Raw genomic sequence first — 13,276 nt, 5'->3', positions numbered from 1 at the left:
TTTGAGCCCCTTGCTGCCGCTCGGATAGCCTGCCGACAACTAGAAATTAGAACTTCGGCCACTGAAAGATGACCTTATCCTTTTTTATGTCTTCCAGACGGGTGCGTAGGTTCACCGTTTCATTTTGGATGAGCCCAGCCCAGTCGATAGTTGTTGGAATGGACTGTGTCGTTACACGCTGATTTTGCGAGGAAGCTCTCGCAATGAACTCAGAGGTGAAGATCGCATCCAAACCATCGCCCAAATGATGCTTCATGTCGCGTAAATTACTGGAAACGCAGGCGACGATATCATCTCCAAAAGCCAAAGTTTCATCGAGGCCGGGGATGTAAGCTTGATGAACAACCCGGTTTCTAAAGCCCCGCGATTTATCGCTCAACAGAGTCGGCGCGGAACCGAAGTAGTTTAACCAGAGCATCACGAACGCGCCGAGCTGTCTCTCAGACTGCTTGGCCATATATTTCCAACCAGCATCCAAGGATGCCCGGTCTACGCCTTTGTCAAGTGACACCTGACTAATGCAGAACTCATAAAAGTTTTCTAAGCAGGATGCGAACGAAGTAACAGCCTCGCGTGGGTAGCCATCGACCAGTGCGTTCATTCCCAGCTCAAACAGAACTTCATGCTTTGGCTGCTGAATGATCGTGAGCGACTGGTGCCCATTTGGGCATGTCATCTTGAAGAACCGTTCGTCATTAACGGTCACCACAACTGGCCGGAAGTCGCGGCTTCCGTTTTCCTGCAAGCATTCCATACAGGTTAAGAGAACTTTCATTTACTGCCCCTCAAGCCATTTATTTTTCGTCACTGTAGCACGGCGAACGTCCGCTTGGTCCGCTTAGCGGTCCCTGTCGAAAAAGGCTGAAATCTGCCCGACGTCGAAAGCGTGCCTCCCGACGGCATCTGAAGCAGGGCGCCGTCGGGGGAGCTATTCAGTCGTCCGTGGCGTCGGGGTCGGCCTGACCGACCCCCTTGAACACCGCTTTCAGCGGGAAAGCCCAGATCACGCCCAGCCCGATATAGATCGCCAGTTCCAGCAGGAAGGGCGGGCGGTCGATCAGGTTGACCAGCGTGACGGCGACCACGATGTAGAGCGGCAGCGCGACCACGAGGATCAGCAGCGACAGGCGGCGGCGGGTTTTATAGGACAGGGCCATCAGTCTTCAAACGGATCGGTGACGAGGATGGTGTCCTCACGCTCGGGCGAGGTGGAGAGCATCGCGACCGGGCACTGGATCAGCTCTTCGATCCGGCGCACGTATTTGATCGCCGCCCCCGGCAGATCGGCCCAGGACCGCGCGCCTTCGGTCGATTCGGACCAGCCCTCGATTTCCTCGTAGATCGGCGTGCAGCGCGCCTGCTGGTCGGCGGCGGTGGGCAGATAGTCCAGCCGCTTGCCGTCCAGATCGTAGGCCACGCAGATTTTCAGCGTCTCGAACCCGTCGAGCACATCGAGCTTGGTCAGCGCGATGCCGTTGATGCCCGAGATTGCGCAGGTCTGGCGCACCAGGGCGGCATCGAACCAGCCGCAGCGGCGCTTGCGCCCGGTGACGGTGCCGAATTCATGGCCGCGCGTGCCAAGGCGTTCGCCGTCGTCATCGTGCAATTCGGTCGGGAAGGGGCCTTCACCGACGCGGGTGGTATAGGCCTTGACGATGCCCAGCACGAAATCGATCGCATTGGGGCCGACGCCGACACCGGTGGCCGCCTGACCCGCGATCACGTTGGACGAGGTGACATAGGGGTAGGTGCCGAAGTCGATGTCCAGCAGCGAGCCTTGCGCGCCCTCGAACAGGATGCGTTTGCCGGCGCGGCGCAGGTCGTTCATCACCTTCCACACCGGGGCTGCGTATTGCAGGATCTCGGGCGCGATCTCTTTCAGCGAGGCGATCAGCGCGTCGCGGTCGATGGCTTCCAGCCCCAGACCCGAGCGCAGCGCGTTGTGGTGCACCAGCGCGCGGTCAACGCGCAGCTCCAGCGTGGCGGTGTCGGCCAGATCGGCGACGCGGATCACCCGGCGGCCGACCTTGTCCTCGTAGCACGGGCCAATGCCGCGTCCGGTGGTGCCGATCTTGGCCTTGGAACCCGAGGCCTGATCTTCGCGCGCGCGGTCCAGCTCGCCGTGGTAGGGCATGATCAGCGGGGTGTTTTCGGCGATCATCAGCGTCTCAGGGGTGATCACCACGCCCTGTTCGCGGATCTTGGCGATCTCGCGCACCAGATGCCAGGGGTCGAGCACGACGCCGTTGCCGATCACGCTGAGCTTGCCGCCGCGCACCACGCCAGAGGGCAGGGCGTTCAGCTTGTAGACCTGCCCGTCGATGACCAGCGTATGGCCAGCGTTATGGCCGCCTTGAAACCGCGCAATGACGTCGGCGCGCTCAGAGAGCCAATCGACGATCTTGCCTTTGCCTTCGTCGCCCCATTGAGCGCCTACGACAACAACATTGGCCATGACAGGAGTCCTTCCCCGGTTTGGTGAAACCGTGCGTTCTATAGCGATGCACGCGCAGCAACGAAACACGTTTTTTCGTCGCGGCCTGAACCGGGGTGGGTTGGACGCGCAGCGAGGGAAAGACAGGGCAAAGGGAAGCCCATGGCGCAGACCAGCGCCCGTGTCGCCGGTGCGCGGGATGGGGCTGGTTTTCCTGAAGGGCGCGGTCCTTTCCCCGACAGCATCCGTTGATCGGGTGTTTTGAGCGCCCTCACAACATGGTGTCCCGGGCACTGCGGTTCCCAGGTCGCTGGCGGTGCGGTCACGCAAGCCGTGTCTGGTGCTGCGGCGCGGGGGCAGGGCGCGTGGTCACGAAGCAGGGATGCGGGCTGGACACAGGCGCGTTTCATCTGCACCAAGGGTCATCTTGCGAGGATTAGCGCCCATGTCATTTCTTATCCGCTGGCTGATTGCCTTTGTTCTGGTCGCCGCCACATGGAACCCGACGCCATATAATTTCGTGCGCTGGGCGATGGACAATGGCATGGCCGAGCTGCCAATTCTGGTGCTGTCGGGGCTGGTGCTGATCGTCGGCTACACGATCTATCTGCGCGCCACGCTACGCTCGATCGGGCCGCTGGGCATGGCGCTGGTCGCGGCGATCTTTGCAGCGCTGGTCTGGGTGCTGATCGACTGGGGCGTGCTGGGCACCGACAATTCCAAGCTCAATCAGTGGCTGGCGATCCTGATCGGCTCGCTGGTGCTGGGGGTCGGGCTGAGCTGGTCCATCGTGCGGCGGCGAATCAGCGGGCAGGCGGATGTCGATGACGTGGATGTCGAGTGATGCTCAGCTACGTCACCGTTGGCAGTGACGATATCGACCGGGCCGCGCGGTTCTACGACGCGGCGCTGGGCGCGCTGGGCTATGTCCGGCTCTACACGGACGCGCGCGAGATCGGCTATGGCGCGCCGGGTGGCCCGTGCCGGTTCTGGGTGAACCGGCCCTATGATGCGCTGCCGATGAGTGTCGGCAATGGCTCGATGCCCTGTTTTGAGGCGCCCAACCGGGCGGCGGTGGCGGCGTTCCATGCCGATGGCCTGCGCGCAGGGGGCCGGGATGAGGGCGCGCCGGGGCTGCGGCCTTACGGGCGGGCTTTCTATGCGGCGTATCTGCGCGACCCTGACGGCAACAAGCTGTCGGCGGTATGCGACGCTGAGGCCTGAGCGCATCGCTGCCAGATCCGCGCGGGAAAGGGCAGGGCAAAGGGCTTGCACCCTTTTCCGGCTGCGCATAGATAGGCTCGAACCGTTGAAAAGGCCGTCCCATGCAGAACGTTGTGCTGATCATCCACCTCCTCCTGGCGCTTGCGCTGATCGGCGTGGTGCTTCTGCAGCGTTCCGAGGGGGTGGTCTGGGGATCGGTGGTGGCGGCATGGGCCCGCAGGCGGGTCGTCCGCCGCTGACGGGTCTGGCCAAGCTGACCTGGGGTTTTGCCGGGGCCTTCATCCTGACCTCGCTGGCGCTGACGGTGATTGGCGCGTCCAATTCGACCGAAACCTCGGTGCTTGAGCGTCTGGGCTTCCCGACCGCTCCGGCCACGCCGGATGCCAACAGCAGCATCCCGCTGCCCGATATCCAGTTGCCGCCCGCCGGTGACGCCCCTGTCCTGCCGCCGCGGCAGGACTGATCTGACAAACGGGCCTTGCCGGATGGCAGGGCCGACCTCACTCAATATTTTGGGGCCCCGGCCCCGTTCACGCAGGATGTTGCGTCCGTATTGCGGAACGTCGGGGTTTAGGCTATAGCTCGAATCCCGTGATCCGTTGATTCTGACGGCGACGAACACGGGAGTTTCCAGCATGGCGCGCTATATCTTCATCACCGGCGGTGTGGTGTCGAGCCTTGGCAAAGGTCTGGCTTCGGCCGCGCTGGGGGCGCTTTTGCAGGCCCGCGGCTTCACGGTCCGCTTGCGCAAACTTGACCCCTATCTCAACGTTGACCCGGGCACGATGTCGCCCTTCGAGCACGGTGAAGTCTTTGTCACCGATGACGGGGCCGAGACCGATCTGGACCTTGGCCATTACGAGCGCTTCACCGGCGTTCCGGCCCGCAAGACGGATTCGATTTCGTCCGGGCGGATCTATTCCAACGTGTTGGAAAAAGAGCGCCGCGGCGATTATCTGGGCAAGACGATCCAGGTGGTTCCGCATGTCACCAATGAAATCAAGGACTTCCTGCGCATCGGCGATGACGAGGTCGATTTCATGCTGTGCGAGATCGGCGGCACTGTCGGCGATATCGAAGGCCTGCCGTTCTTTGAAGCGATCCGCCAGTTCATCCACGAGCGTCCGCGCGGTCAGTGCATCCTGATGCACCTGACGCTGCTGCCCTATCTGGCGGCGAGCGGAGAGCTGAAGACCAAGCCGACCCAGCACTCGGTCAAAGAGCTGCAGTCGATCGGTCTGGCCCCGGATGTGCTGGTCTGCCGGTCCGAGCATCCGATTCCCGAAAAGGAAATCGCCAAGATCGCGCTGTTCTGCAACGTGCGGCCCGATGCGGTGATCCCGGCCTATGATCTGAAGACGATCTATCAGGCGCCGCTTGCGTATCACCAGGAGGGGCTGGATCAGGCCGTTCTGGACGCGTTCGGCATCAACCCCGCCCCGCGCCCCAATCTGGCCCGCTGGGAGGATGTGATGGACCGTCTGACCCATCCCGAAGGCATGGTGCGCGTGGCCATCGTGGGCAAATACACCCAGCTGGAAGACGCGTATAAATCCATCGCCGAGGCGCTGACCCATGGCGGCATGGCCAACCGGGTCAAGGTCAAGGCCGAATGGATCGACGCCGAGATCTTCGAGCGTGAAGACCCGACGCCGCGGCTGGAGGGGTTCCACGCGATTCTCGTTCCCGGCGGCTTTGGCGAGCGCGGCACCGAGGGCAAGATCCGCGCCGCGCAATGGGCGCGCGAAAAGAAGATCCCCTATCTGGGGATCTGTCTGGGCATGCAGATGGCGGTCATCGAGGCTGCGCGCAACATGGCGGGCATCAAGGACGCCGGGTCCGAAGAGTTCGATCACGAGGCAGGCGGCAAGCGCTTTACGCCGGTGGTCTATCTGCTCAAGGAATGGATTCAGGGCAACCACGTCGTCGAGCGCAAGCTGGGTGACGACAAGGGGGGCACGATGCGTCTGGGGGCCTATGACGCCCGTCTGGTGCCCGAGTCGCTGGTCGCGAAGATCTACGGCAGCACCCGCATCGAAGAGCGCCACCGCCACCGCTACGAGGTGGACGGCAAATACCGCGAGCAGCTGGAAGCCTGCGGGATGGTCTTTTCAGGCCTGTCACCCGATGGCCGTCTGCCCGAGATCGTCGAGCACAAGGACCACCCGTGGTTCGTCGGCGTGCAGTTCCACCCTGAACTGAAGTCGAAACCCTTCGCCCCGCACCCGCTGTTCGCGGATTTCGTGCGCGCGGCGGTCGAGGTGTCGCGGTTGGTATGAAACTGTCAGCAGCGATGCGCAGCCTTTGCACACGAACCGCGCTGTGACGTTTGACTTCAAGGTCATCGGCCACCCGTTGACGTCACCCGAACTTGACGCTTTCGAGGCCGGTGCCAAATTGCGGCTGCCGCCGCAATATCGCGCGTTCCTTCTGCGCAACAACGGGTGCCTGCCCGACGGCATGGTCTCGGTTGCGGGATTTGATGTCGACGTCAGCGAGTTCTACCCGTTGTATGATCCCCGTCGTTCAAGCCGCGCGACAGTGATCCACTGGAACCGGGACCTGATCTGGTTCGCGGGGGACAGCGGCGGGGGCGAATATGGGATTGCCCATACCGGGGCCTGCTTTGGTCAGGTTTTCTGGTTCGACACCCCGCACAGCGAGATCCTCGAACCGGGCCCGGGGGATGCCCGGAAAGTCGCGCAAACCTTTGATGCCTTCATCGCCAGCATTGACCCTATGTCCTGATTGCTCGCGGCAATCAGGAACCCGCAAGATGCGCAATGACCGCGCGCCCCATGGGTTTCGCCCGAAACGGCCGGGAACGCGCGAGGCCTCGCGCGTTCCCGCTCAGGTCACTTGACCTTCTTGCCGCCGATGGTCAGATCCTTGCCCGCGTTGGAATTGGCCGTGGCCAGAACCTTGGGCTTTTCAGCCTTCGGTTTCTTCACTTCCTTGTTGCCGCGTTTGTTGTCGCCCTTGCCCATGGTATTCTCCGTTGCCGAACCACCGTCGGGCTGATGCCCGCCGGTCCGTTGCCTAGGGGAAAGTCAAGAAGGCCGGGTGGTCCGCACCGGGCGGTGGCTTTCGACAAGCAGCAGGACTGCTCGTGCCGCTGGAAAACGGGGCGATGCCTGCCTTTTGAATCTGGCGATCCGGCGCTTGAGTTACAAGGGTTATCTGCGCGAGAGCGCTCACGCGCCCGCGATCTCAGACCATCATTTCCTTGGTCGCCGTGAGCCGTGCCTCGGGGTGATCGCGCTGGATGCGGTCGATGTCCCATTGCAGCCGGGTCAGATAGACCATGTCGCCGTCGTGGTCGGTGGCGATATGGCCCTTGTTGGCCTCGACCACCGCGTCAACCGCTGCCTTGCTGCCCGAAATCCAGCGCGCCGAGGTGAATTGCGACGGGCCGAAACGCACGGGCAACCCGTATTCCAGCTCGATCCGTGAGGCCAGCACTTCGAATTGCAGGGCACCGACGACGCCGACGATAAAGCCCGAGCCGATCATCGGCTTGAACACCTTGGCCGCGCCTTCTTCGGCGAATTGCATCAGGGCTTTTTCCAGATGCTTGGCCTTCATCGGATCGCCCGCGCGCACCGATTGCAAGAGTTCCGGCGCAAAGGACGGAATGCCGGTGAAGCGGATCAGCTCGCCCTCGGTCAGCGTGTCGCCGATGCGCAGTTGCCCGTGGTTGGGAATGCCCATGATGTCGCCCGCCCAGGCCTCTTCCGTCAGTTCGCGGTCGGACGCGAGGAACAGCACCGGGTTGGTGATCGCCATCGGCTTGCCCGAGCGCACATGCGTCAGTTTCATGCCGCGCAGGAAATGCCCCGAGGCGAGGCGCACAAAGGCCACGCGGTCGCGGTGCTTGGGGTCCATGTTGGCCTGCACCTTGAACACAAAGCCGGTGACTTTGGTTTCTTCGGGCGAGACCTGGCGTTTGTCGGTGGTCAGCGGCTGCGGTTCGGGGCCGAATTCGGCCATGCCGGCCATCAGTTCGCGCACCCCGAACGAGTTGATCGCCGAGCCGAACCAGATCGGCGTCATCGAGCCGTTCAGCACCTGCTCGCGGTCATAGGCGGGCAGCAGTTCGCGGGCCATTTCCAGCTCTTCACGCAGCGTGGCGAGCATGTCGGCGGGGATGTGGTCGGCCAGTTTGGGATCGTCCAGACCGTTGATCTTGAGGCTTTCGCCGACGCGGTTACGGTCGGCGCGGTCCATCAGTTCCAGCCGGTCGTGCAGGATGTCGTAGCAGCCCAGAAACTCGCGGCCCTGACCGATGGGCCACGACGCCGGGGTCACATCGATGGCCAGATTTTCCTGAATCTCGTCGATGATCTCGAAGGTATCGCGGGCCTCGCGGTCCATCTTGTTGCAGAAGGTCAGGATCGGCAGGTCGCGCATGCGGCAGACCTCGAACAGTTTCTGCGTCTGGCTTTCCACACCCTTGGCGCCGTCGATCACCATGATCGCGGCGTCCACGGCGGTCAGCGTGCGGTAGGTATCTTCCGAGAAGTCCGAGTGGCCGGGGGTGTCGACAAGGTTGAAGCGGTACTTCTCGAAGTCAAAAGACATCGCCGAAGCCGACACCGAGATGCCGCGATCTTTCTCCATCTGCATGAAGTCCGAGCGCGTGCGCCGCGCCTCGCCCTTGGCGCGGACTTGTCCGGCCATCTGGATCGCGCCGCCGAACAGCAGGAATTTTTCCGTCAGAGTCGTTTTACCGGCGTCGGGATGCGAGATGATCGCAAAGGTCCGGCGGCGGGCGATTTCGGCGGGCAGATCGGGGCGGTTGTCCAGCATGGCCGGGCCTCTAGCCGAAAGCGCGGCGCGTGTCCACTGGCGCCGGGTGCGCCGCGGTCAGGGAAGCAGCGGCAGGGCAACGGCCATCGAGCCATTCAGCAGCAAGGTCAGCACGGTGGCACAGGCAAGAAGGGCGCGGGTCATGATGTGGCTCTCCAGGGGCGGGCGCGCTCGGGGCGCGCTTGATGGTTAACGGGCCGGCCGGGCGGAAGTTCCCGGCGGGCAGGGGCGGGCGCAAAAAAACGCCCCCGCAGGGGCGCTGGTCAGGTGGGGAGGAACAGGCAGGTGTCGTCAGCGGCGACCAACCGCGGGAATGCTGTAGGACGCTTGTTGTGCGTGGCGCACGGCCAGATCGGCGGGGCGGGCCGGGGGGCGGACAACATGCGCAGCGAGATCACGCAAGGCGTCTCGGGCGTGCAGCTGGCCGAGACCGGGGTGACCGGCATCGGGTTCAGCGAGATCGAGGCCGAGGCCATTGAGCCATTCAGGGTCAGGGTGGAGAGAGCGGCGAGGGTCAGGGCAAAACGGGTCATCGGTCAATTCCTTTGCGCAGGGCAGTGCGTTGAATTGCCTGTGGGTCGTTGCTGCGCGCGGGTTGGTTCAAAGAAAATCTCAGCCCCGGCCTGCGCTCGGGGTAAGTCGTTGCCCGGGCGACAAGAATGCGGCTGAAACGGGTGACAGAACGCTTGGCGCGACCGGTCCAGAGCTTTCCGGACGCGCGGCGTCGGGCGCAAGGGACGCGCGTGGGCTTTGTCGTTGCGTGTCGGTGCCCTCTCACGCGGGGCTGCGTGAGAGGGGCAACCCCGGGTCAGCGCGACTCGGCCATGGCGGCGTAATCCGAGCGCGCGATGTAATTGATGTCTTCAAAGCCCCAGCTGGTGTCCTGCGGCCCGTCGAGCGTGAGGACGATGGCCATATATCGCCCGTCCGCGCCGGAGAAGAGGCCGGCAGGCCCGTTTGCCGCTTCAATCGCGAAGGGAATGATCGCCTGGCCACGGTCGTTGTAGCGCACGGCCAGACTCTTGCCGTCCCACCCTGTTCCCGCTTCGCCGCGCGTGCCGTCAAACAGTTCTGACGGGCTTTCGTCGCCAGCCAGCAGCCGGGCGAAGAAATTCGCGTTGGTTTCGTTGGAGTAGGGCGCGATCATCGTCACGTCCTGACGGGCATAGCCGTTCAGAATCGCCGAGGCGACACTGCCGGGCGTTTGATCCTGCGCGGTTGCGGCGGTGACGGTTGCGAACAGGGCGCAAGCGGTCAGTGCTTTGAGTTTCATATGTAAATTCCGTATATTTTCATCAAATTCTTGGCTTGCGACGGTAATGGCCGAGCGTCCAGACACGCGCATGGTCGCCAAAAAATCCAGCCATCACAGGCCATTTTCACCCGTCAGGGCCAACGTATCAAGTGAGGCCTGCCCAATCCCTGCAGGACGGCGCCTGTGCTGCGGCGCAGCATCGTGCCGGCAGACGCTGCGGTAGCCCCCAACACCAGTGGCACCAAAAAACACCCGCGCGCCGGGGGGCGCGCGGGTGTTTGGCACTGTCGTGGTGGCTCAGTTAACGGGGGTGAGTGGCTTGGCCATCGGGGCGATGGCGACCCGGTTGCGGCCGTCTTCCTTGGCGGCGTAAAGCTGGGCGTCGGCGCGATCCGACCAATCCTCGACATCCAGCACCGCGTCCGAGGCCTCGGCGACGCCGAAGCTGGCGGTAACCTTGATATGTGCGTACCCCTCGACCACCGTGCTCTCGATGGCGCGGCGCATGCGCTCGGCGACATCCCCGGCGGTGGTGGCCCCGGCATTCGACACCAGCACGGCGAATTCTTCGCCGCCGACGCGGCCAAAGCTGTCCTCGACCCGCATCTCGCGCAGCACGGTACGGCTGACCGCTTTGAGCACGGCGTCGCCGGCCGCATGGCCCCAGGTGTCGTTGACGCGCTTGAAGTGGTCCAGATCGAACAGAATCAGCGAGGCCTTGGAACGGGTCCGCTGACGCGAGGCAAAAGATTTGCGCAACGATTCGGAAAAGGCGCGGCGGGTCATCGCGCCGGTCAGCCCGTCGCGGCTGGCTTCGGACCACAGTTCAACCTGATCGACGACCAGCTTGGCGAAGCCTTCGAGCAACTGGCAGTCGCGCTCGTTGAAGGCGCGTTCCGAGGTGTCGAGAATGCGCAGGGTGCCGATGGTTTCATGGTCCTTGATCAGCGGGATCTCCAGAAACGAGCGGTAAACGCCGCCGTCGGCGTTGGCCGGTGCCCCGTGCAGGGCTACCGCAACCGCCGGCACGTGGAAGACCGACTTGATCAGCGCACTGACCGCCGCAAAATGGGCTGGCGACGGCAGGGCAGCTTGGACGGGAGCTTGGTACATAGACATCACCTCGACCGAGTTGAGCGCTCTATCGTCAGGACTGTAGGTCGAAACGGTGGCTAACATCGGCTTGTTCCTGCAAATTTTTTGCGGTCAGCCTATACTTGATCCTGAAATGCGGCCTGCATTTGCGCCGTATGTGGCCAAAACAAGATTAATTGGGTGTTAACTAAGGCGCACAGCGTAATTCTGCCTTACTTTCGCCAGAAATATGTCCGGGAACGCAAGGAATGGGGCCAAAATCGGCCACGCGGTGGGCCTTTCTCACATTATACACCATGAATCACCCGTGGCGAGCCTGAAAACGTGCGATTGCGAGCGCCCCGGATTGACCCGAGCCCGCATTTGCGCTATCGCCCACCATCGGTTGCTGTGCTCTGTGCAACCTGACCGATTGCTGCCGGGGCGCAGTATCTGGCGTCCCATCATTCCCTTGCGGCCCGATGCCGCAACATGACGGACACTGATGACCAAATTTGCTGATCTCAAGCTGGACCCCAAGGTCCTGAAAGCCGTGGCCGAAGCGGGCTACGAAACCCCCACACCGATTCAGGCGCAGGCGATTCCTGAAGCGCTGAACGGCCGCGACGTGCTGGGCATCGCCCAGACCGGGACCGGCAAGACAGCGTCCTTCACGCTGCCGCTGATCACGCGCCTTGCGCGGGGCCGGGCACGGGCACGCATGCCGCGCAGTCTGGTTCTGGCACCGACGCGCGAATTGGCCGCCCAGGTGGCTGAGAACTTTGACGTTTACGCCAAATACACGCGCCTGACCAAGGCGCTGTTGATCGGCGGTGTCTCGTTCTCGGAACAGGACAAGCTGATCGACCGTGGTGTCGATGTGCTGATCGCCACGCCGGGCCGTCTGCTGGACCATTTCGAGCGCGGCAAGCTGCTGCTTACCGGTGTCGAAGTGATGGTCGTCGATGAGGCGGACCGCATGCTGGACATGGGTTTCATCCCCGATATCGAGCGCATCTTCCAGATGACGCCGTTCACCCGGCAGACGCTGTTCTTCTCGGCCACCATGGCGCCCGAGATCGAGCGCATCACCAACACCTTCCTGTCGAACCCCGTGCGCGTCGAAGTGGCGCGTCAGGCGGCGACGGCGGAAACCATCGAGCAAAAGCTGATCGAGCTGAAGCCGACGCGCCGCGACCGCGCCTTTGCCGAAAAGCGCGCGATGCTGCGTCAGCTGATCGAGTCCGAGGGCGAGGCCTGCACCAACGCGATCATCTTCTGCAACCGTAAGATTGATGTGGACGTCGTTGCCAAGTCGCTGAAAAAGCACGGGTTTGACGCTTCGCCGATCCATGGGGATCTGGACCAGTCGGTGCGCACGCGCACGCTGGACGGTTTCCGTGATGGCACGGTGCGGTTGTTGATTGCCTCGGATGTGGCCGCGCGCGGTCTGGACATCCCGGCGGTGAGCCACGTGTTCAACTTCGACGTGCCCAGCCATGCCGAGGATTACGTGCACCGCATTGGCCGGACCGGCCGGGCGGGTCGTTCGGGCAAGGCCTTCACCATCGCCACGCCGTCGGATGACAAGTATCTGGCCGCGATCGAGGCGCTGCTGCAAAAGCCGCTGCCGCGTGGCGAAGAGCCCGCCGGGTTCGCGCAGGCTGCCGTGGATTCCGAGACGGCGGATGGCGGACGTCCCGACAAGGACGAGCGTCCCGCGCGCAAACCGCGCGGCGAAAAGACCGAACGTCCGCGCCGCGAGCGCAAGCCGCGTGGGGCCAAGGCCGCTGCGGTCGAGGCTGTGGCAGAGCAAGCGGTCGAGGCTGTCGCCGAGGCGCCTGTTGCGGCAGCTGAGCCGGCTCAGGCCGCGCCGGTGGCCGAGGTCGTCGCCGTGCGCGCCCCGCGTGAGGAAAGCCGTTCGGACAATCGTGGCGAGCGGAATGATCGCAACAACGACCGCAACGAGAATCGCAACCGGGGTGGCCGTGGCCGCCGCGACCGCGACGATCAGCCGGTGGTTGGCATGGGCGACCATGTGCCTGAGTTCCTGCTGCGCGAATTCCGCACCAAAGCGGGCTGAGCCACAAGGCCATGCCGATAGATCAAGGGCCGCTCGACAGAGCGGCCCTTTTCTTGCGCTCAGCGCGCGGCGAGTTGCTCGATCGCCTCAGCCGTGCGGCGAGTGTTCTGGTAGATGCCGAGGCCAAGGTACATGAACCCGCCCATCACCACGACATAGATGCCGCCGCCGATCAGAATGGCGAGGGCCATCAGCGGCCCCGGGACGCCGGGCTGCGGCACAAACAGTGCCCCGCCAGCGGCGACAACGACGCCGATCATCATGATGACGACCAGAACGGTGATCAGTTTTTCCAGAAGATTGATGAAAATATCGCGCATTATACACTCCGACATAAAGAGGTGGTTTCCTGAAGAAAGAGCAGGAAACCACGGCTTTTGCGGTGTGGCAAGCGGCC

General features: G+C 63.2%; 14 protein-coding genes and 1 pseudogene. 6 read left to right on the top strand and 9 right to left on the bottom strand.

Annotated features, from left to right (window positions below; genetic code table 11):
• Positions 1–46: 46 nt before the first annotated feature.
• The 3 genes from OKW52_RS19630 to OKW52_RS19620 all read right to left on the bottom strand — a co-directional run bounded on the left by OKW52_RS19630 (position 47) and on the right by OKW52_RS19620 (position 2,455).
• Positions 47–775 carry a hypothetical protein gene (locus OKW52_RS19630; protein ID WP_264507199.1) on the bottom strand — a complete coding sequence of 243 codons (729 nt, stop codon included), beginning with the start codon at positions 773–775 and terminating at the stop codon, positions 47–49.
• A 157-nt stretch (positions 776–932) separates the two neighbouring features.
• On the bottom strand, positions 933–1,157 hold the full coding sequence (locus OKW52_RS19625; protein WP_264507198.1) for a DUF2842 domain-containing protein: 225 nt from the start codon (positions 1,155–1,157) through the stop codon (positions 933–935).
• Positions 1,157–2,455, bottom strand: coding sequence for an adenylosuccinate synthase (locus tag OKW52_RS19620; protein WP_127105504.1), 1,299 nt, complete (start codon positions 2,453–2,455; stop codon positions 1,157–1,159). The genes OKW52_RS19625 and OKW52_RS19620 overlap by 1 nt, the downstream gene beginning before the upstream one ends.
• Positions 2,456–2,879: 424 nt before the next feature.
• Between OKW52_RS19620 and OKW52_RS19615 the strand changes: the two genes are divergently transcribed.
• The 5 genes and pseudogenes from OKW52_RS19615 (at position 2,880) to OKW52_RS19595 (ending at position 6,406) form a co-directional block, all read left to right on the top strand.
• On the top strand, positions 2,880–3,278 hold the full coding sequence (locus OKW52_RS19615) for a DUF6524 family protein (RefSeq protein ID WP_127105505.1): 399 nt from the start codon (positions 2,880–2,882) through the stop codon (positions 3,276–3,278).
• Positions 3,278–3,658 (top strand): VOC family protein, encoded by a 381-nt coding sequence (locus OKW52_RS19610; RefSeq protein ID WP_264507197.1) that lies wholly within the window; start codon positions 3,278–3,280, stop codon positions 3,656–3,658. The genes OKW52_RS19615 and OKW52_RS19610 overlap by 1 nt, the downstream gene beginning before the upstream one ends.
• Before the next feature lie 101 nt (positions 3,659–3,759).
• Positions 3,760–4,121: pseudogene (gene secG, locus OKW52_RS19605) on the top strand (preprotein translocase subunit SecG).
• Positions 4,122–4,293: 172 nt separating this feature from the next.
• The gene (locus OKW52_RS19600) at positions 4,294–5,937 is read left to right on the top strand and encodes a CTP synthase (protein WP_264507196.1); all 1,644 of its coding nucleotides are present in this window, start codon (positions 4,294–4,296) and stop codon (positions 5,935–5,937) included.
• Between the two features lie 43 nt (positions 5,938–5,980).
• The gene (locus OKW52_RS19595) at positions 5,981–6,406 is read left to right on the top strand and encodes an SMI1/KNR4 family protein (protein WP_264507195.1); all 426 of its coding nucleotides are present in this window, start codon (positions 5,981–5,983) and stop codon (positions 6,404–6,406) included.
• Positions 6,407–6,513: 107 nt separating this feature from the next.
• Here the strand turns inward: OKW52_RS19595 and OKW52_RS19590 are convergent, their stop codons facing one another.
• The 5 genes from OKW52_RS19590 to OKW52_RS19570 all read right to left on the bottom strand — a co-directional run bounded on the left by OKW52_RS19590 (position 6,514) and on the right by OKW52_RS19570 (position 10,835).
• Complete coding sequence (locus OKW52_RS19590) at positions 6,514–6,645, bottom strand: hypothetical protein (protein WP_264507194.1); 132 nt, start codon at positions 6,643–6,645, stop codon at positions 6,514–6,516.
• Positions 6,646–6,868: 223 nt separating this feature from the next.
• The gene (locus OKW52_RS19585) at positions 6,869–8,467 is read right to left on the bottom strand and encodes a peptide chain release factor 3 (RefSeq protein ID WP_264507193.1); all 1,599 of its coding nucleotides are present in this window, start codon (positions 8,465–8,467) and stop codon (positions 6,869–6,871) included.
• Between the two features lie 263 nt (positions 8,468–8,730).
• Positions 8,731–9,000, bottom strand: a complete 270-nt coding sequence (locus OKW52_RS19580) for a hypothetical protein (RefSeq protein ID WP_264507192.1) — start codon at positions 8,998–9,000, stop codon at positions 8,731–8,733.
• A 275-nt stretch (positions 9,001–9,275) separates the two neighbouring features.
• A complete protein-coding gene (locus tag OKW52_RS19575) occupies positions 9,276–9,740 on the bottom strand; it encodes a hypothetical protein (RefSeq protein ID WP_264507191.1) in 465 nt (154 codons plus the stop codon).
• A gap of 279 nt (positions 9,741–10,019) precedes the next feature.
• Entirely contained in the window at positions 10,020–10,835 is an 816-nt protein-coding gene (locus OKW52_RS19570) for a sensor domain-containing diguanylate cyclase (RefSeq protein ID WP_264507190.1), read from the bottom strand.
• A 466-nt stretch (positions 10,836–11,301) separates the two neighbouring features.
• Between OKW52_RS19570 and OKW52_RS19565 the strand changes: the two genes are divergently transcribed.
• The gene (locus tag OKW52_RS19565; protein WP_264507189.1) at positions 11,302–12,879 is read left to right on the top strand and encodes a DEAD/DEAH box helicase; all 1,578 of its coding nucleotides are present in this window, start codon (positions 11,302–11,304) and stop codon (positions 12,877–12,879) included.
• Between the two features lie 59 nt (positions 12,880–12,938).
• Here the strand turns inward: OKW52_RS19565 and OKW52_RS19560 are convergent, their stop codons facing one another.
• Positions 12,939–13,199 (bottom strand): hypothetical protein, encoded by a 261-nt coding sequence (locus tag OKW52_RS19560; protein ID WP_264507188.1) that lies wholly within the window; start codon positions 13,197–13,199, stop codon positions 12,939–12,941.
• Between the last annotated feature and the right edge of the window lie 77 nt (positions 13,200–13,276).

The organism is Pararhodobacter zhoushanensis (assembly GCF_025949695.1).
In the GTDB taxonomy this organism is placed as follows: Bacteria; Pseudomonadota; Alphaproteobacteria; order Rhodobacterales; family Rhodobacteraceae; genus Pararhodobacter; species Pararhodobacter zhoushanensis_A.
This window is presented reverse-complemented; position numbering and strand designations above follow the sequence as displayed.

What these genes read in the sequence shown, in the direction of transcription:
- OKW52_RS19630 (WP_264507199.1), bottom strand. Translation starts at nt 775, where the DNA reads ATGAAAGTTCTCTTAACCTGTATGGAATGCTTGCAGGAAAACGGAAGC.
- OKW52_RS19625 (WP_264507198.1), bottom strand. Translation starts at nt 1,157, where the DNA reads ATGGCCCTGTCCTATAAAACCCGCCGCCGCCTGTCGCTGCTGATCCTC.
- OKW52_RS19620 (WP_127105504.1), bottom strand. Translation starts at nt 2,455, where the DNA reads ATGGCCAATGTTGTTGTCGTAGGCGCTCAATGGGGCGACGAAGGCAAA.
- OKW52_RS19615 (WP_127105505.1), top strand. Translation starts at nt 2,880, where the DNA reads ATGTCATTTCTTATCCGCTGGCTGATTGCCTTTGTTCTGGTCGCCGCC.
- OKW52_RS19610 (WP_264507197.1), top strand. Translation starts at nt 3,278, where the DNA reads ATGCTCAGCTACGTCACCGTTGGCAGTGACGATATCGACCGGGCCGCG.
- OKW52_RS19600 (WP_264507196.1), top strand. Translation starts at nt 4,294, where the DNA reads ATGGCGCGCTATATCTTCATCACCGGCGGTGTGGTGTCGAGCCTTGGC.
- OKW52_RS19590 (WP_264507194.1), bottom strand. Translation starts at nt 6,645, where the DNA reads ATGGGCAAGGGCGACAACAAACGCGGCAACAAGGAAGTGAAGAAACCG.
- OKW52_RS19585 (WP_264507193.1), bottom strand. Translation starts at nt 8,467, where the DNA reads ATGCTGGACAACCGCCCCGATCTGCCCGCCGAAATCGCCCGCCGCCGG.
- OKW52_RS19580 (WP_264507192.1), bottom strand. Translation starts at nt 9,000, where the DNA reads ATGACCCGTTTTGCCCTGACCCTCGCCGCTCTCTCCACCCTGACCCTG.
- OKW52_RS19575 (WP_264507191.1), bottom strand. Translation starts at nt 9,740, where the DNA reads ATGAAACTCAAAGCACTGACCGCTTGCGCCCTGTTCGCAACCGTCACC.
- OKW52_RS19570 (WP_264507190.1), bottom strand. Translation starts at nt 10,835, where the DNA reads ATGTACCAAGCTCCCGTCCAAGCTGCCCTGCCGTCGCCAGCCCATTTT.
- OKW52_RS19565 (WP_264507189.1), top strand. Translation starts at nt 11,302, where the DNA reads ATGACCAAATTTGCTGATCTCAAGCTGGACCCCAAGGTCCTGAAAGCC.
- OKW52_RS19560 (WP_264507188.1), bottom strand. Translation starts at nt 13,199, where the DNA reads ATGCGCGATATTTTCATCAATCTTCTGGAAAAACTGATCACCGTTCTG.